Raw genomic sequence first — 16,724 nt, 5'->3', positions numbered from 1 at the left:
CCTCCCCTCCCGGGGGAGGGCTGGGGTGGGGGCAAGCGGCGTGTCTACCGAGCGCTCTGCCCGCCCCCATCCCAACCTTCCCCCAGCGGGGGAAGGAGCAAGGCCATGAGCCTCCCATTCCAATCGGCCGCCATCCTCGGCGCGGGCCTCATGGGCCGGCTGCTCGCGGTCACGCTCGCGCAAGCCGGCTGCAAGGTCGAGCTGTTCGAGGCGGGCAGCCCCGAGGCCGAAGGCGCCGCCGCGCGCGTGGCGGCCGCCATGCTCGCGCCGCTGGCCGAATCGGCCGTCGCGCCGGTGCCGGTCGTGCGCATGGGGCAGTACGCGCTGGACCGCTGGCCCGCGCTGCTGGCGCCGCTGGCGCAGCCTGTGTTCTTCCAGCGCGAAGGCACGCTGGTGCTGTGGCACCGCCAGGACGCCGCCGAGGCCGCGCGGCTCGCGCGCGTACTGGCGCGCACCGGCACGCAGGTGTCCGAACTCGCGCCGATGCGCACGCTCGACGGCAGCGGGATTGCCGCGCTCGAGCCGTCGCTCGGCCAGCGCTTCGCACAGGGCTTGTTCCTTCCGGGCGAAGGCCAGCTCGACAACCGTGCGTTGCTGGCTTCGCTGCTTGCCACGCTGCAAGCCTGCCCAGGCGTGAAGCTGCATTGGCAGTCGCCACGCGAACCCGGCGATTTTTCTCCGGGCACGCCGGGCCAGCCCGACTGGGTGATCGACTGCCGCGGCCTCGGTGCCAAGCCGCAGTGGAACGCGCTGCGCGGCGTGCGCGGCGAGGTCATCCGCGTGCACGCGCCCGAGGTGGCGCTGCAGCGGCCCACGCGGCTGGTGCATCCGCGCTATCCGCTCTACATCGCACCCAAGCCGGGCAGCGTGTTCGTGATCGGCGCGACCGAGATCGAGTCGGACGACATGTCACCCGCCAGCGTGCGCTCCACGCTCGAACTGCTCAGCGCAGCCTACGCGGTGCACAGCGGCTTCGCCGAAGCCCGCATCCTCGAGATCGCGACCCAATGCCGGCCCACGCTGCCCGACAACCTGCCCGCCATCCGGCAGCCGCAACCGCGCGTGCTGCAGATCAACGGCCTGTACCGCCACGGTTTCATGATCGCGCCCGCGGTGCTCGATTCGGCCATGGAGCTGCTCGTGGACGGCCGCTCGGCACTGGCGCAGAAGCTCGGCCTGGAGACCTCCCAAGCATGACGATGAACGTCCTGATCAACGACAAGCCCTTCGCGCTGCCGGACGGCGCCACCGTGATCGACGCGCTGGCCGCACTCGATGCCGTGCCGCCGTTCGCGGTGGCCGTGAACCGCGAGTTCGTGCCGCGCTCGGCCCATGCGGCGCGCGGGCTGCAGCCTGACGACCGTATCGAAGTGATCCGCCCCGTGACCGGCGGCTGAGCCAGGCACCCCACAGAGATGGAGACAACACGCACCATGACAACGACCGCATCTTCCAATCCGGACAACGACCCGCTGGTCCTCTACGGCCAGACCTTCCAGAGCCGCCTGCTGCTGGGCACCGCGCGCTATCCCTCGCCGGACCTGCTCGAAGCCGCGGTGAAGCGCGCCAGGCCCGCCATGCTGACGGCCTCGCTGCGCCGCCAGTCCGCCAGCCCCGGCGCAAGCGACAGCGGCAACGGCTTCTGGGAGCTGCTGCGCCGGCTCGCAGTGCCCGTGCTGCCCAACACCGCCGGCTGCCACAGCGTGCAGGAAGTGATTGCCACCGCGCAGATGGCGCGCGAGCTGTTCGACACGCCCTGGATCAAGCTCGAACTCATCGGCGACGACTACACGCTGCAGCCCGACACGCTGAACCTCGTCGACGCCGCATCGCAGCTGATCCGCGACGGCTTCCAGGTGCTGCCCTATTGCACCGAGGACCTCGTGCTGTGCCAGCGGCTGGTCGACGTCGGCTGCCAGGCCGTGATGCCCTGGGCGGCACCCATCGGCACCGGCCGCGGGCCTGTCAATCCCTACGCGCTGCAGTTGCTGCGCGAGCGGCTCGACGTGCCGATGCTGGTCGATGCGGGCCTGGGCCTGCCATCGCATGCCTGCCAGGTCATGGAATGGGGCTACGACGGCGTGCTGCTCAACACCGCCGTGGCGCTGGCGCAGGACCCGGTGTCGATGGCCGGCGCATTTGCCGACGCCGTGCAGGCCGGCCGCGCGGCCCACCGCGCCGGTGCCATGGCCGCGCAGGACTCGGCGCAGCCCAGCACGCCGGTGCTCGGCACGCCCTTCTGGCATCACGCAGCATGAACGCTTCAACCGACTCCCACGCCGATTCCCGCGCCGTCTCCCACGCCATCGTCGCAGCCCACGGGCTGCGCTTCGGCGCCGCCACGGCCGCGGCCATTTCGGCGGGCCGCTTTTCCTCGGACGACCCGGTGTATCGCGGCGCGAAGCAAGCCTGCACGGCGCTCGGCTTCATCGAGATCGATGCCGAATGCCTGGCACGGGCGTGGCAGGCGCAGACGGTGCGCACCGGTGCGTTCGATGCGAACCAATGGCCCGAGACGCCCGCCGATTTCGGCCTGCGCGCGTTTCCGCCCACCGCGCGCGCCGACGCCTTCGCGCCCTGCCCCGAACGGCTCGGCCTCTACGCCGTGCTGCCCGATGCGCAATGGGTCGGCCGCATGGCGCGCGCCGGCGTTCCCACAGTGCAGCTGCGCTTCAAGTCCGACGACGCGGCAGCCACTGAACAAGAAGTGCACGCGGCCGTCGATGCCGTGCGCGGCACGGGCGCGCTGCTCTTCATCAACGACCACTGGCAGACGGCCATCGCCGCGGGTGCCTATGGCGTGCACCTGGGCCAGGAAGACCTCGACGCGCTCTCGCCCGAACAGGTGCGGCAGATCCGCGATGCGGGCCTGCGGCTGGGCGTCAGCACCCACGGCTATGCCGAGATGGTGCGCGCCGATGCGGTGAGCCCGAGCTACATCGCGATGGGCGCGGTGTATCCGACCACCCTCAAGAAGATGGCGACCGCGCCGCAGGGCGTGGCGCGTCTTGCGGCCTATGCGCGCCTGCTGCACGGCTATCCGCAGGTGGGCATCGGCGGCATCGATGCGGTGCGGCTGCCCGAGGTGCTGGCCACCGGCGTCGGCTCGGTCGCCGTGGTGCGCGCGCTCGTCGCCGCAGAAGATCCCGAGGCCACGGCCGCGCAATGGATGGCGGCCATGGGCGCCGCCTCCGCATGAATGAACCAATGACACAAAAGCAATCCCGATCCTGGCCGCTGTCGCCGATCTCTCATGCAGTGGGCATCGCCCTTCTTCTGGCGGCCGGCGGCGCGCAGGCCCAGCAGCCAACCGATCTGCCCGCCGTCACGGTGAACGAAAGCAGCGCAGCCCCGCAAGCCGAGTTGAGCGGCTTCGGCGACGTGCCGCTGCGCGAACTGCCGCTCTCGGCCACGGTGGTCGACAGCACGCAGCTTCGCGCGAGCGGTGCGCGCCGCCTCGCCGACCTCACACAGTTCGATTCCTCGGTGACCGACGCCTACAACTCGGCCGGCTACTGGGACTACCTCACGGTGCGCGGCTTCGTGCTGGACAACCGTTTCAACTACCGGCGCGAGGGCCTGCCGATCAGCGCCGAGACATCGATCCCGCTCGACAACAAGGAGCGCATCGAGATCCTGCGCGGCACCAGTGGAATCCAGGCCGGCACCAGCGCGCCGGGCGGCCTGGTCAACTACGTGGTCAAGCGGCCCACCGAGCAGGACCTGCGCACGCTGCGCATCGAAACCACCAGCCGCGGCAGCGTGCTCGGCGCGCTCGACCTGGGCGGGCGCTTCGGTGCGAACCGCGAGTTCGGCTATCGCCTCAACGTGGCGAACGAAAACCTCAAGCCGCTCGTGCACAACCTCGACGGCAACCGCAACCTGTTCTCGCTGGCTGGCGACTGGCGCATCACGCGCGATTCGGTGCTCGAGTTCGAGATCGAGCGCAGCCACAAGACGCAGCCAAGCCAGAACGGCTTCAGCCTGCTGGGGAGCACGCTGCCCGCGCCGGTGGACCCCAAGATCAACCTCAACAACCAGCCGTGGTCGCAGCCTTCGGAGTTCAACGCGCTCACAGGCAGCGTGCGCTTCAGCCAGGCGCTCAATGCCGACTGGCGCTGGAGCGCGCAGATCGGCCAGCAAAGGCTCAAGACCAATGACCGGCTGGCCTATGCCTTCGGCTGCGGTGCCGAGGGCAATTACGACCGCTATTGCTCCGACGGCACCTTCGACTTCTACGACTTCCGCAGCGAGAACGAGCGGCGCACGCAAACGGCCGGCAGCCTGAATCTCAAGGGCAACGTGATGACCGGCAGCGTGCGGCACGAGCTCGGCTTCGGCCTGCTCGCGAGCCGCGTGCGCAACCGCTTCCAGGACCAGGCCTACAACTACGTCGGCACCGGCAACGTCTGGGCCACGGCCATCGTGCCGCCCGACCCCACGCTGACCGACGCCAACACCAACCGCGACGAGCGTTCCACCGAGCTCTCGGTGCAGGACGCGATCCGCTGGAACAGCCGTTTCACCACCTGGCTCGGCGTGCGCCACACGCGGCTGGACCGCGACAGCATCCGCACCGATGGCACGCGCCCCACCGGCTACAAGGACGGCATCACCACCCCATGGATCGCCGCCAGCTTCGCCATCCAGCCAGGTCTCCTGGCCTATGCGAGCTGGGGCAAGGGCGTCGAGTCGCAGGTGGTGCCGAACAAGAGCTCGCAATACACCAATGCCGGCGAGGCGCTGCCCGCGCTGACCTCGCGCCAATGGGAGCTCGGGCTCAAGGGCGGCAGCGACGCCTTCGCCTGGCAGCTCGCATGGTTCGACATCAAGCGCCCGATGACGAACCTCGATGCCTGCAACCGGCTCGGCACCACGCCCTGCGACGGACGCTACGACGGCAGCGCCGTGCACCGCGGACTCGAAGCGGGCGCGCAGTGGAACACGGGGCCCTGGCGCCTTGCGGGCAGCCTGACATTGATCGATGCCAAGCGCCGCGGAAGCACGGCCGAGCCCGTCACCAACGGCCAGTCGCCCACCAACGTGCCCAAGCAGGTGCTGCGCGCGCAGGCCGGCTACCGCGTGGCTTCGGTGCCGGGTCTCGAGCTGCTCGGACAGCTCTCGCATGAAGGCCGCCGCAACGTGCTGCCCGATGGTTCGATCGCGCTGCCCTCATGGACACGCGTCGATGCGGTGCTGCGCTACGACACGCGGTTGCGCGGCGTGAACACGAGCTGGAGCATCGCCATCGACAACCTGTTCGACCGCCGCTACTGGAAGGAATCGCCCTACCAGTTCGGCCACGTCTATCTCTTTCCAGGTGCGCCGCGCACGCTGCGCCTGGGGTTGAGCGTGTCGCTCTGAGCGCGGGCCCCAAAAATTTTCAGAAATTTATTGCGTCCGCATTGGTGCGCTCGAAAGGCCCAAAAAATCACGCTATAATCTGAGGCTTGTTCCTCGATAGCTCAGTCGGTAGAGCGCCGGACTGTTAATCCGTAGGTCCCTGGTTCGAGCCCAGGTCGAGGAGCCACTACAAGCCGCAAGGCCTCTGGATGCCCCGCTACTCACAAGGTAGCGGGGCATTTCCTTTTGGGGCGTCTTGTTTGGCAATCGCCAAATATCCAGTAGTCGCCGAGGCATGCCCCGCGAGGCTGGCCACAGCCCGTGGCCGCCGCATCCTCGGGGAGATCAACCCGTCGATCGCGCCCGCCACCGCCCGTGGCAACCCGGATGCAGGTGAAGCCGGCCACCCCGAGGCCGTGACCTTGGCTTCTTACTCCGCGATGCCCGATGCTTCGGCCTCCTTGGTGCTGAGCTCGCCCCGGTCGTACTGCATCAGCCACAGCTGAATCAGGTTCGCCGATAGCGTGTGTCCGATCGCCTCCCAAACCCCGCCCGATTGCCAGGGTTGCACAAGTCAGCACGTCCTGATAGCCCGTCTTCGTCATTACGGTCGCGGTCGATCACGGGTGATCGCCATCGAAGACGAAGAACCGGGGCGTTTCACTCATATGAAAAAGGACAAATGTCACTTTGCGCAGGCTTCTGGCACCCCTAACCTGCTTTTATCGCCAGGTTCCGGACTGCACTTCGAATTGTCTTGAACCCTCAGGATCATTTGCTGGGTACGGCGGCTGGGTTGATGTTTATCACTCAATGGCGCGAATTGTTGCGCAACACCCGACAAACGTGCGTCGCCTGGAACCAACGCACTCATCAGCAAAAGAGCCAACATGAACTACTTGAAAAAAGCAATCGCCAGGCTTAAACAAGCTTTGTCGACCCTCGCCAACATCAATCAGAGATTCGATGAGATAAAGATCAATCAAGGCATCATACTCTCCAGCCTGAATGATGGCAGGACAACCAAAAATCTTAAAGACTACGAGTTCAAGGTTTTTTCACAATGGGGTGAGGATGGAATCATCCAGCACCTGACAAAGTCAATAGAAATAAAAAATAAAACTTTCATTGAGTTTGGGGTGGAAGATTTTTTCGAGTCCAACTGCCGCTTCTTGCTAATGAAGGACGATTGGAAAGGCTTCGTAATCGACGGCTCTACGTCCAACATCCAGCGATTAAAAAACTCATACTTCTACTGGAAACACCACTTGAATTCAGTCGACAGATTCATTACAAAGGAAAATATTGAAGACATACTCGCAGCAAGCGGCTTCGAAGAAGATTTAGGGATACTGTCCATAGACCTGGACGGCAACGATTTTTTCATACTCGAAGCAATAAAAAGCTTCAAGCCACGCATACTTATTTGCGAATACAATCCTGTATTTGGGGCAAATAGAAAAATTACCATTCCCTACCAAGCCGACTTTTACAGGACCAATATCCATCATTCGAATCTGTATTGGGGCGCCTCACTCGCAGCCATGACTTATCTTGCAGACAAGAAAGGCTATGCACTGGTTGGGACAAACGCGGCTGGCAACAATGCTTTCTATGTTCGCAAAGATTTATTAAACGACAGGGTTGAAGTCTTGTCAGTTGAAGCCGCATATTCGCCATCCAACTACCGTGAAAGCAGAGATGAATACGGCAATCTTTCATATGTAACGGCAAACAAGCGACTTGACATGATCAAAGGATTGCCTGTTTATGAAGTTGAAAAACAGGCTGCTGAATCGCTCTAAGGATGCCCCAGGTTCAATGAGACCGAGCATTCGTGCTTCTGCGGGTGCTGGGGCCACTGCCGACTGCTAGGCCTCTGGACCCACTGCTCAAAAGGTAGCGGGCATTTCCTTTTGAGGCGCCTCACCCTATCTTCGGCAGCCCGAATCCGAAACCGAAGACAGAGCCGCTCTTCTTTCTGGCCTTCGCGGGCTCGGGCTCATCCTCGCGCGGCCCGGCATCAAGATCGTCGACCATCTTCTGCAACTCGAGCAGCCCGGCGGCCATCGCGGCCTTGTAGGTCTTCATGGACCTCGACTGCTGGCTGAGAACATGCCAGCCTTTGCCCTCGAACTCGATCAGGCGCCAGCGGTAGGCGCCCTCTTCCTCTTCGATCACAGTGACTGCAATCCGGCGGAGTGGCTGCATGGCGCGATGCTCGTCCGGATCCGCGCTTCGGCATGTCGGACAACCTCGACTGTCCGGTCGCATCAGATAAAAAAACGCCCAGCACACGGCTGGGCGGAATCCTCGGCGATGTCGCCAAGGGCCCCGCAAAACCAAGATTCGGGGGCAACTGCAAAAGTGGGTTCAAGCGCAATATTACTGTATATTCATACAGTCTTGATGCGGAGGGTCGAGATACCCGTTCGAAGGTCAGGCGCTTTCCAGCAAGAAGACGCAGGAGAAATGAACATGAACCAAGCCGAACTTTTTTACCCCCAGGCTGCGGCTCCAACGCAAGAGGCCACGATCCGGCAGATCGATGCCTCGGAAGACCCGCCTTTCAGGTTCGAAGACATCGAGCCCGAACCCCGGGTTGCCTACACCGTGCGGCTTGCCGACTACCCGCACCCGGCAGCGGACGCCGTCAAGGTCTCGGAGCAGCGCTTCCGGCGCGAGCTCGACCGGCATCTCGGCGGCGACGTCATGCGTGCATTGCGCGCCTTCCACAATGCCAGCGAGTCCAGCGAAGCCGATCTCACGAGAGAAGAGATGGCGCTCGCCAGGCGATGGATGAAGGCCTACGACGCGGCCCGAACTGCCGGCTTTCGCGACCTTGGGGACACCGATGAAGCGTTCTTCGACGTGCGGCCAGTCTGAGTGAGCATCGGGCCTGTTGTGGTCGTGCACCCGGTCCGACGCCTGTAGGGTGATCCGCACGAATCTCATCAACGCAGGCTGAACACAAGCCGACACGGTTGGGCCATGATGTTCCCCATCGTGCCAGCGACACCCATTGAGTACCTGCTCGAACTCGAACATGCCAGGTTCCCGGTTCATGTCCGGGATCCGGAGTTGATCCAGGCCATCGCGACGCTCAAGGCCCTGGGCTGCGTCGAGGCGGACATCTCCCCGCCGCTCGATCTTCGCAGTTCGTTCAGGAACTACGAATCCGCGGTGGTCGTGAAGATCACATCGGAAGGAATCACGGAACTCGCACTGGCATACGGGTGACCGCCCCCTTCGCTCGCTTCAGGTTCTTCCAGCCTGGGACGAGTGGCTCATCCCTTCCTTCGAGTTCGCCTGCTCACCGACACGGTGGAACGGGCAGCACAAGCCCCATCGATGGAGTGCTACGTCCCTGCGGCAAAGCAAAAAAGAGGGTATATCCCAGAATACAAATTGGGCGCCGAACGGTAACGACGCGTACATTAGCGCCAACGTACTATCGCCTCGCGCCATGCACTTGAAATCTCTACTCATCACCGCGCTGCTGCTTGTTGCAGGCGGTCTGTTCTGGTGGTGGGCCTCCGGCGGCGGATTCATTGCCGTGATTGTTGCCATTGGCCTGGGCGCCGTGCTCTTCCTGGTCCTTCGAGGAAACCGGTCCGTCAAGGACGAACTCGACGCGCAGGCTCCCGACAAGGATCCGGGCAACAAGGAATCCTGAGCCGGGGCGCCGGCCTCAGCGCAGCGCAAACGCCAGCGTCACCGCGCCCAGGGCCAGCAGCGCGAGGCCCGCGATGAAGACCATCTCGCCCCAGGCCTCCAGCCGTACGCCCGAACTGCGCGAGCGCATCGAGATGAAAGACAGGAGTGCGCTGGCGAGGAAGACCAGTGCGTCGATGGCCAGCAGGCGGTCGATCAGCAGCCGCAGGTCGTCGCGCGGGCCCAGGTGGCCGATCGACATCACGGTCATGCACACCCCGATCATGGTGGCCGACGTGGGCAGGATGTGTGCCGAAAGGCCGCCCTCGGATGAAGCCATCTTTTGTCCTGGCGCGGGCTTCAGCCGATCCGCACCGGCACGAAGATCTTGTCCTCGCCGCGCTGGATCAGCAGCGCCACCGACTTGTCGGCCTTGGCCACCACCTCGCGCACCTGCTCCAGGCTCCTGGCGGGCGTGCCGTTGATGGCCAGCAGCACGTCGCCCGCCTGCACCCCGGCCATGGCGGACGGCCCCGCCACATCCTCGACGAGCAGCCCGTTCTCGATGGCGGCTTCGCGCTTTTCCTGAGGCTGCAGCGGCCGCAGCGCAAGGCCGAGCTTGCCCTGCCCCGCCGCACTGTCGTTCTTGGCAACCTGCACCGGCTTGTCGCTCGCATCGCCGAGCTTGGCCGAAAGCTCCTGCCGCTCGCCCTGGCGCCAGACTTCGAGCGTGACCTTCTTGCCCGGCGTCTGCTGCCCGATGACCGCAGGCAGGTCGCCCGACGAGACGATGGGCTGGCCGTCGACCTTGCGGATCACGTCGCCCGCCTTCAGGCCGGCCTTGTCGCCGGGGCCGCCCTTCTCGATGTTGGAGACCAGTGCACCCTCGGGCTTGTCGAGCTTGAAGGAATCGGCAAAGGCCTGGTTCACTTCCTGCACCGCCACGCCGAGCCGCGCATGCGTGGCCTTGCCGGTCGCGACGATCTGGTCCTTCACCTGTACCGCCACGTCGATCGGAATGGCAAAGGACACGCCCTGATAGCCGCCGCTGCGGCTGTAGATCTGCGAGTTGATGCCGACCACTTCGCCACGCGTGTTGAGCAGCGGGCCGCCGGAGTTGCCGGGGTTCACCGCCACGTCGGTCTGGATGAACGGCACGTAGCTGTCGTCGGGCAGCGAGCGGCCCTTGGCGCTCACCACGCCGGCCGTCACTGTGCTCTCGAAGCCGAAGGGCGAGCCGATGGCCAGCACCCATTCGCCGACCTTCAGGTCCTTGGTGTTGCCGAGCGCGAGCGTGGGCAGGTTCTTGGCGTCGATCTTGAGCACCGCGATGTCGGTCTTGGCATCGGCGCCGAGCACCTTCGCGCGGTATTCGCGCCGGTCGGTCAGCTTGACTGTGACCTCCTTGGCATCCTTCACGACGTGTGCGTTGGTCATGATGATGCCGTCGGGGCTCACGATGAAGCCCGAGCCCTGCGCCCGCACCGGCACCTCGCGCTGCTGGGAGCGCGGGCCCATCTGGCCCTGGAAGCGGCGGAAGAACTGGAACATCGGATCGTCCGGGTCGATGCCCTGCATCTCGGCTGCGGCCTGGTCCTCGGACGCCTTGGCGGTACCGGTCACGCTGATGTTGACCACCGCAGGGCCGTCGCGCGAGGTGATGGTGGAGAAGTCGGGCAGCGTCACCATGGCCGCGGGCGCCACGCTCGTGGCATTGGTGGTCGGCGCATTCACGGCGCGGGCACTGGTGTAGGCGCCGGCACCGACGGCACCGATCACCCCGGCGGTCGCCAGGGCAAGAACCAGGGCATGGGGAGAAGTCAGGCGGGTGTTCATTTCTAGCTTTCCTTTCAATGCGTCTGCACGCAAACACGATGGAAGGAATGTCGGCCCGCCGGCTTAAGCGCGGCTTAAACCGCGGACGGCGGTTCAGGCCTTGGCAGCAAAGCGCACCAGTACCCGCAAGCCGCCCAGCGTCGGCGAAGCCGCGAGCGCGACCGTGGCGCCGTGCATCTCGGCGATCGACTTCACGATCGCCAGCCCGAGGCCGCTGCCCGGCGCCTGCGGCTCGCCCGAGCGGTAGAAGCGGTCGAGCACGCGTTCGCGCTCGTCCTCGGGCAAGCCGGGGCCGCTGTCGTCCACGCTCAGCTCGACCGCCGTGCCCAGGCTTGCTATGCCGACGTCGACCCGTCCCTCTTCTGGCGTGTACTTGACGGCGTTGTCGATCAGGTTGCGCAGCAGCATGCGCAGCGCCTCGGGCTGGCCGTTCACCACGGCCGGGTCGGCATGCGAGATGCCGATGTCGATGCGCCGGGCCTGCGCGGCCGCGACTGCGTCCGAGATGGCCAGGCGCGCCACTTCGCTGAGGTCGACCGGTTCCGGCTTGGCCCCCGCAGCCATGCTGGCCTCGTGCCGGGCCAGGGCGAGCATCTGCTCGACCAGACGCGTCGCGCGGTCGATGCCTGCCACCAGCCGGCTCACCGCGAGTTCGCGCGACGCGGCATCGGAGGCGCGCTGCAGGCCTTGCACCTGCAGCTTGAGCGCGGCCAGCGGCGAGCGCAGCTCGTGCGCGGCATCGGCCACGAAGTGCTTCTGCGCATCGAAGGCGTGCCGCACCCGGTCGAACAGGAGGTTGAGCTCCTGCACCAGAGGACGCACCTCGTCGGGCAGGTTCTCCTCGCTCACGGGAGAAAGATCGTCGGCCTGCCTCGACGCGACCTGCCCCCGCACGCGCGCCACCGGCGCGAGCGACCGGCTCACCACCCACCACACCACCAGCATGAGCAGCGGCGCCATCAGCGCCACCGGCGCGATGGTGCGCAGGGCCAGTGCGCCGGCCATGTTGCGGCGTGCCGCCATGTCCTGCGCAACCTGGATCACCAGCCCGCTCGTCTGCATCGAGAACACGCGGTAGGTGGTGCCGCGCGCGCGCACGTCGGCAAAGCCCAGCACCGCCAGCTGCGGCAGCGCGGCCTGCTCGGCCGATTCGAAGATACGCACGCCGTCGGCGGTCCACACCTGCACCACGAAGTCGAAGTTCTGCTCGCCGCTGCCCAGGCCGCCCACGGCCGCGCTCGGCGGCAAGCCCGCGCGCAGCGACAGCGCCATCTGCTGCATGTGGTAGTCGAAGATCTCGTCGGCCTCCTTCAGCACCGTGCGATAGGCCACCAGCGCCTGCGCGCCGGCGGCCAGCACGATGGCCGCGAGCAAAAACCACAGCAGGCGCGCACGCAGCGATCCGGTCAGCGTGCGGATCATGCCTTCGGCACCATGTAGCCGACGCCTCGCACGTTGCGGATCAGCTCTGCGCCGAGTTTCTTGCGCAGGCCGTGCACGTAGACCTCGACCGCATTGCTGCTGATTTCATCCTTCCAGCTGTAGAGCTTTTCCTCGAGCTGGGCGCGCGACAGCACCATGCCGGGCCGCGCGATCAGCGGTTCGAGCACGGCCCATTCGCGCGCCGAAAGCACCACCGGCTGGCCATCCACCGCGACCTCGCGCGTGGCGGGGTTGATGCTCACGCCCATGTGCTCGTACACCGGCTCGGCGCGCCCCGCGGCGCGGCGCAGCAGGGCGCGGATGCGGGCCAGCAGCTCGTCGAGGTCGTAGGGCTTCAGCACGTAGTCGTCGGCCCCCGCATCGAGCCCTTCGATGCGCTGCTGCACCGAGTCGCGCGCGGTGGCAATCAGCACCGGCATGCGCTGCTTGCGGGCGCGCAGGCTGCGCAGCACCTCGAGCCCGTCGCGGCGCGGCACGCCCAGGTCGAGCAGCACGAGGTCGTACTGCTGGGTGCGCAGTGCGGACTCGGCCGCCTCGCCGTCCTTCACCCAATCCACCGCGTACTGCTCGGCGCGCAGCAGGTCGAGCACGGCCTCGCCGATCATCACGTCGTCTTCGAGAAGCAGGAGTCGCATGGTGTTGTCTTGTCCGTTTCGGGATTCGAGGCGGCGGCCGCGTGGAAGTTCATCTCACAGCAGCGACCGGACTTCGCGCGCCGCCTCGAAGAGCAGCGGCAGCATCTCGCGCTGGAGCGTCTCCTCCTGGTAGCGCGTGCCGGACAGCACCACGTTGAGCGCGGCCACCGTGCGGCCCTGCATGTCGCGCAGCGGCACCGCGAGCGCCTGCACGCCGAGCTCGTGCTCTTCGCTGGCAAAGCAGTAATCGTCCTTGCGCACGCGGGCGATCAGCTGTCGCAGGCCGCGCGCCTGGGTGGTGGTGTGCGGCGTGAGCCGCGCAAGGTGACGCCCCTTGAGCCACTGCGTGAACTGGGCCGGCGCCATGGCCGCGAGCAGCACCCGGCCTGTCGAGGTGGCATGGGCCGGCAAGCGGGCGCCCAAGTGCAGGCCATAGGCCAGCACGCGGGTCGGCGTGCCGTAGGCGCCGCTGCGCGCGATGATGACCGCCTCTTCGCCATCGAGCACCACGGCCGAGAACGATTCGCCGGTCTGCGCCGCCAGCCGGTTCAGCGTGGGCTGCAGCGCGCGCGGCAGGCGCGACGACGCCAGGTAGCTGCCCGAGAAGCGCAGCACCTTGGGCGCCATCCAGAAATAGCTGCCGTCGGTCTCCAGGTAGCCCAGGTGGGCCAGCGTGAGCAGATGCCGGCGCGCGGCGGCACGCGTGAGGCCGGCGCGCTCGGCGGCCAGCGTGGCGTTGAGGCGCTGGCGCTCGGTGTCGAAGCTTTCGAGCACCGCCATTCCCTTGGCGATGCCCTCGATGAAGTCGGCCTTGGCGATGGTCATCTGGTTCAATGTGCGAAGTGTTGCGCGATGATCGCGCAGCCATTCGCATGATCGCACAGAGCCTTGCCGCACGCCGCGACATCCGGTCGCACACGTCCTACGCTCTCGGAAAACCATTGGAGACACGAACATGCGCACACAGGTCGCGATCATCGGCGCGGGCCCGGCAGGCCTGCTTCTCGGGCAGCTGCTTTTCAAGGCCGGCATCGACAACGTCATCGTCGAGCGCCAGAGCGGCGACTACGTGCTCGGGCGCATCCGCGCCGGCGTGCTCGAACAGGTCACCATGGACCTGCTGGCGCGCGCGGGCGTCGATGCGCGCGCCAAGGCCGAAGGGCTGCCGCACGAAGGCATCGAACTGCTGTTCAAGGGCGCCCGGCACCGCATCGACATGCACGGCCTGACAGACGGCAAGCAGGTCACGGTCTACGGCCAGACCGAAGTGACGCGCGACCTGATGGAAGCGCGTTCGGCCGAAGGCCTCGCCACCATCTACAGCGCCGCCAATGTCAGCCTGCACGGCTTCGATTCGCCGCGCCCGCGCGTGCGCTACGAGAAGGACGGGCAGACGCACGAGATCGAATGCGATTTCATCGCCGGCTGCGATGGCTACCACGGCGTGAGCCGCGCCAGCGTGCCGGCCGGCGCCATCCAGACCTACGAGAAGATCTACCCCTTCGGCTGGCTCGGCGTGCTGGCCGACGTGCCGCCGGTGTCGCACGAACTGATCTACGCCAACACCGAGCGCGGCTTTGCGCTGTGCAGCATGCGCAGCGCGCATCGCAGCCGCTACTACGTGCAGGTGCCGGCCGACGAGAAGGTCCAGAGCTGGAGCGACGAGGCCTTCTGGAACGAGCTGCGCGCACGGCTCGACCCCGAAGCCCGCGAGCGGCTGGTGACCGGCCCCTCGCTCGAGAAAAGCATTGCGCCGCTGCGCAGCTTCGTGGCCGAACCGATGCGCTTCGGCACACTGTTCCTGGCCGGCGACGCCGCGCACATCGTGCCGCCGACCGGCGCCAAGGGCCTCAACCTGGCAACGGCCGACGTGGGCTACCTCTCACGGGCGCTCGAGATCTTCTACGGCGAGAAATCGGCCTCCGCGCTCGACCGGTATTCCGACCTCTGCCTGCGCCGCGTCTGGAAGGCGGAACGCTTCTCGTGGTGGTTCACCTCGCTGATGCACCGCTTTCCCGAAACCGGCGCCTTCGGCCAGAAGATCCAGGAAGCCGAACTCGACTACCTCGTGCATTCGCACGCGGCCTCCACCGCGCTGGCGGAGAACTACGTGGGCCTGCCGCTCGAAGACTTCTAGCCGGCCGCTTCCAGCGTCTTCTTCATCGCCAGCCCGCCCTGCGCCATCATCGGCTCGATGTAGGCCGCGAGTTCGTCGGGCAGCACGTCGGTGATCCAGACGAAGCGCGAGCGGCCTTCACCCAGCGCGAACACCTGGGCCGATGCGTGGTGGTGGCTGGCCTTGCCGTCGGTGACGGTGTAGGCCAGCCGGCGGTTCGGCTCGTCGATGCCCACGAGCAGCTCGCGCGCCACCAGGCCGTTGGCAAAACTGACGATGCGCGCGCCCTCCCCGTCCAGTTTGCAGCCCGTGAGAAAGCCGGGCGCAAGGCGCGTGTGCACGGCGCCGAAGTCGCGCAACGCGTCCCAGATCCGCGCCGCATCGGCTTCCACGATGAATTCCTTGTAGATCGTTGCCATGGGTTGTGCGCGCCTTCAGGGGCAGACCGCCTCCACGTTGTTGCCGTCCGGGTCGATCAGGAAGGCCGCGTAGTAGGTCGGGCTGTAGTCGGTACGCGGGCCGGCGCCGCCATTGTCTGTGCCGCCAGCCTTCAAGCCCGCCTTGTGGAAGGCCTCGACAGCCTTGTGATCGGCCGCACGGAATGCGATGTGTGTTCCCGGTCCTTTGGCGCCCTCGGCCGCATAGAGCCAGAGCGCGGGCTCGCCGGCGGGACCTATGCCGGCATAGCTGTCGTCGTAGGAGCCCGGCACATGGCCGAGCGGCGCGAGCGCAGCCTCGTAGAAGCGCCGGCTCGCGGCAAGGTCTTTGACTTTCAGTCCGATGTGGTCGTACATGGCGATGACTTTCTGCTCGATGAATGAATCAGGCGGTCATCATTGAACAGGGCGGCCAGGCGGTCTTGGAAAATCTTGCGATCGCCCTTGGCAGCCTGGCGAAAGCCGCGCGGCGACACGCCGGCCGCGCGGTGGAAGGTGCGAACGAAGTTGCTCAGGTCGGCAAAGCCGACCTCGAAGGCCACGTCGGTCACGGGCCGGTCGTCGTCCACCAGCAGCCGCGCCGCGTGGCGCAGGCGCGAGCGGACCAGGTACTGGTGCGGCGTGACGCCGAGCACCTGCGAAAACAGGCGCAGGAAATGGAACGGACTCAGTCCCGCTTCGGAGGCCGCGGTTTCGAGGCCGATGTCGTCCTGCGAATTCGCGTCGATCCACATCGCTGCATCGACCGCACGGCGCCTGTCGCGTGCGGCGGCGGATGGCGGCGCGGGTTTGCCGCGCCCTTCCACCACCTCGACGAAACGGCTCGCGAACCACATGCCCAGCTCGTCGAGTCCCGCATCGCTGCGCCCCTCCGCCGCGGCCTGCGCAAGCTCGCCAAGCACCATCAGTTCGGGCAGCGGCGGAAGTCCTGCCGTGTGCCAGGCCCGCTGGTCGCCGCCGATCAGGTCGACGAAGCCCGGCGACAGATGGAACGCCAGGCATTCATCGCCACAGACATGGTGATCGTGGGTGCAGACGTACTCGTCGCCCGGACAGCCCACCAGCACGGACCCGGCCACCAGCTCGTAGGCGTTGCCGCGCGTGCGGTAGCCGAAGCTGCCCTTGCGTACGTACGAAACCGAATGCTCGGTGTGCATCTCGGTGAACGGCCGCGCGCCGGGCCGGGCGTCGCAGCGGTAGCTCGACACGCGGATCGCATCGGTCTGCAGTTCGGTGGTGACGAGCATGGTGCGTGCGCCC

General features: G+C 66.3%; 19 protein-coding genes and 1 tRNA gene. 11 read left to right on the top strand and 9 right to left on the bottom strand.

Annotation, left to right across the window (positions count from 1 at the left end; all coding sequences use genetic code 11):
- Positions 1–105 precede the first annotated feature (105 nt).
- From ACAM54_RS12040 to ACAM54_RS12010, 7 genes are all read left to right on the top strand, one after another.
- Positions 106–1,197 carry an FAD-dependent oxidoreductase gene (locus tag ACAM54_RS12040; protein ID WP_369650819.1) on the top strand — a complete coding sequence of 364 codons (1,092 nt, stop codon included), beginning with the start codon at positions 106–108 and terminating at the stop codon, positions 1,195–1,197.
- Positions 1,194–1,397, top strand: coding sequence for a sulfur carrier protein ThiS (thiS, locus tag ACAM54_RS12035; RefSeq protein WP_369650818.1), 204 nt, complete (start codon positions 1,194–1,196; stop codon positions 1,395–1,397). The genes ACAM54_RS12040 and thiS overlap by 4 nt, the downstream gene beginning before the upstream one ends.
- A 36-nt stretch (positions 1,398–1,433) precedes the next feature.
- Positions 1,434–2,258, top strand: coding sequence for a thiazole synthase (locus tag ACAM54_RS12030; protein WP_369650817.1), 825 nt, complete (start codon positions 1,434–1,436; stop codon positions 2,256–2,258).
- Positions 2,255–3,199 carry a thiamine phosphate synthase gene (thiE, locus tag ACAM54_RS12025; RefSeq protein WP_369650816.1) on the top strand — a complete coding sequence of 315 codons (945 nt, stop codon included), beginning with the start codon at positions 2,255–2,257 and terminating at the stop codon, positions 3,197–3,199. Before ACAM54_RS12030 ends, thiE begins: the two co-directional genes overlap by 4 nt.
- Positions 3,196–5,364 (top strand): TonB-dependent siderophore receptor, encoded by a 2,169-nt coding sequence (locus ACAM54_RS12020; protein ID WP_369650815.1) that lies wholly within the window; start codon positions 3,196–3,198, stop codon positions 5,362–5,364. Before thiE ends, ACAM54_RS12020 begins: the two co-directional genes overlap by 4 nt.
- Positions 5,365–5,454: 90 nt before the next feature.
- Positions 5,455–5,530: transfer RNA gene (locus tag ACAM54_RS12015), tRNA-Asn, on the top strand.
- Between the two features lie 703 nt (positions 5,531–6,233).
- Entirely contained in the window at positions 6,234–7,148 is a 915-nt protein-coding gene (locus tag ACAM54_RS12010; protein ID WP_369650814.1) for a hypothetical protein, read from the top strand.
- A 121-nt stretch (positions 7,149–7,269) separates the two neighbouring features.
- Here ACAM54_RS12010 and ACAM54_RS12005 read toward each other — a convergent pair whose 3' ends face one another.
- Complete coding sequence (locus tag ACAM54_RS12005) at positions 7,270–7,554, bottom strand: hypothetical protein (RefSeq protein WP_369650813.1); 285 nt, start codon at positions 7,552–7,554, stop codon at positions 7,270–7,272.
- 267 nt (positions 7,555–7,821) lie between these two features.
- On the opposite strand from ACAM54_RS12005, the gene ACAM54_RS12000 reads away from it, so the two are divergent.
- The 3 genes from ACAM54_RS12000 to ACAM54_RS11990 all read left to right on the top strand — a co-directional run bounded on the left by ACAM54_RS12000 (position 7,822) and on the right by ACAM54_RS11990 (position 9,019).
- Positions 7,822–8,229: a hypothetical protein gene (locus ACAM54_RS12000; RefSeq protein ID WP_369650812.1), complete on the top strand. Its 408-nt coding sequence runs from the start codon at positions 7,822–7,824 to the stop codon at positions 8,227–8,229.
- A gap of 105 nt (positions 8,230–8,334) precedes the next feature.
- A complete protein-coding gene (locus ACAM54_RS11995; RefSeq protein ID WP_369650811.1) occupies positions 8,335–8,583 on the top strand; it encodes a hypothetical protein in 249 nt (82 codons plus the stop codon).
- A 226-nt stretch (positions 8,584–8,809) separates the two neighbouring features.
- Positions 8,810–9,019 (top strand): hypothetical protein, encoded by a 210-nt coding sequence (locus ACAM54_RS11990; protein ID WP_145743677.1) that lies wholly within the window; start codon positions 8,810–8,812, stop codon positions 9,017–9,019.
- Positions 9,020–9,034: 15 nt separating this feature from the next.
- Here ACAM54_RS11990 and ACAM54_RS11985 read toward each other — a convergent pair whose 3' ends face one another.
- The 5 genes from ACAM54_RS11985 to ACAM54_RS11965 all read right to left on the bottom strand — a co-directional run bounded on the left by ACAM54_RS11985 (position 9,035) and on the right by ACAM54_RS11965 (position 13,736).
- Positions 9,035–9,337, bottom strand: coding sequence for a hypothetical protein (locus ACAM54_RS11985; RefSeq protein ID WP_369650810.1), 303 nt, complete (start codon positions 9,335–9,337; stop codon positions 9,035–9,037).
- 20 nt (positions 9,338–9,357) lie between these two features.
- Positions 9,358–10,833: a DegQ family serine endoprotease gene (locus tag ACAM54_RS11980; protein WP_369650809.1), complete on the bottom strand. Its 1,476-nt coding sequence runs from the start codon at positions 10,831–10,833 to the stop codon at positions 9,358–9,360.
- A gap of 93 nt (positions 10,834–10,926) precedes the next feature.
- Positions 10,927–12,255 carry an ATP-binding protein gene (locus ACAM54_RS11975; protein WP_369650808.1) on the bottom strand — a complete coding sequence of 443 codons (1,329 nt, stop codon included), beginning with the start codon at positions 12,253–12,255 and terminating at the stop codon, positions 10,927–10,929.
- Positions 12,252–12,911: a response regulator gene (locus tag ACAM54_RS11970; RefSeq protein ID WP_028256376.1), complete on the bottom strand. Its 660-nt coding sequence runs from the start codon at positions 12,909–12,911 to the stop codon at positions 12,252–12,254. The genes ACAM54_RS11975 and ACAM54_RS11970 overlap by 4 nt, the downstream gene beginning before the upstream one ends.
- Before the next feature lie 54 nt (positions 12,912–12,965).
- Positions 12,966–13,736, bottom strand: a complete 771-nt coding sequence (locus ACAM54_RS11965; protein WP_145743670.1) for an IclR family transcriptional regulator C-terminal domain-containing protein — start codon at positions 13,734–13,736, stop codon at positions 12,966–12,968.
- Positions 13,737–13,866: 130 nt separating this feature from the next.
- Here ACAM54_RS11965 and pobA point away from each other — a divergent pair, with 130 nt between their 5' ends.
- Positions 13,867–15,048, top strand: a complete 1,182-nt coding sequence (pobA, locus tag ACAM54_RS11960; protein WP_369650807.1) for a 4-hydroxybenzoate 3-monooxygenase — start codon at positions 13,867–13,869, stop codon at positions 15,046–15,048.
- Here the strand turns inward: pobA and ACAM54_RS11955 are convergent.
- From ACAM54_RS11955 to ACAM54_RS11945, 3 genes are read right to left on the bottom strand one after another with little or no spacing between them, the layout of a single operon-like run.
- On the bottom strand, positions 15,045–15,446 hold the full coding sequence (locus ACAM54_RS11955; RefSeq protein ID WP_369650806.1) for an SRPBCC family protein: 402 nt from the start codon (positions 15,444–15,446) through the stop codon (positions 15,045–15,047). The genes pobA and ACAM54_RS11955 overlap by 4 nt on opposite strands.
- Before the next feature lie 15 nt (positions 15,447–15,461).
- Entirely contained in the window at positions 15,462–15,821 is a 360-nt protein-coding gene (locus ACAM54_RS11950) for a VOC family protein (protein ID WP_369650805.1), read from the bottom strand.
- Positions 15,800–16,711, bottom strand: coding sequence for a helix-turn-helix transcriptional regulator (locus ACAM54_RS11945; protein WP_369650804.1), 912 nt, complete (start codon positions 16,709–16,711; stop codon positions 15,800–15,802). Before ACAM54_RS11945 ends, ACAM54_RS11950 begins: the two co-directional genes overlap by 22 nt.
- Between the last annotated feature and the right edge of the window lie 13 nt (positions 16,712–16,724).

Origin of the sequence: Variovorax sp. V93 (assembly GCF_041154485.1) — a bacterium.
Lineage (GTDB): Bacteria > Pseudomonadota > Gammaproteobacteria > Burkholderiales > Burkholderiaceae_C > Variovorax > Variovorax beijingensis_A.
Note: the sequence above shows the minus strand (reverse complement) of the source record. Positions and strands in the feature narration are given on the sequence as shown.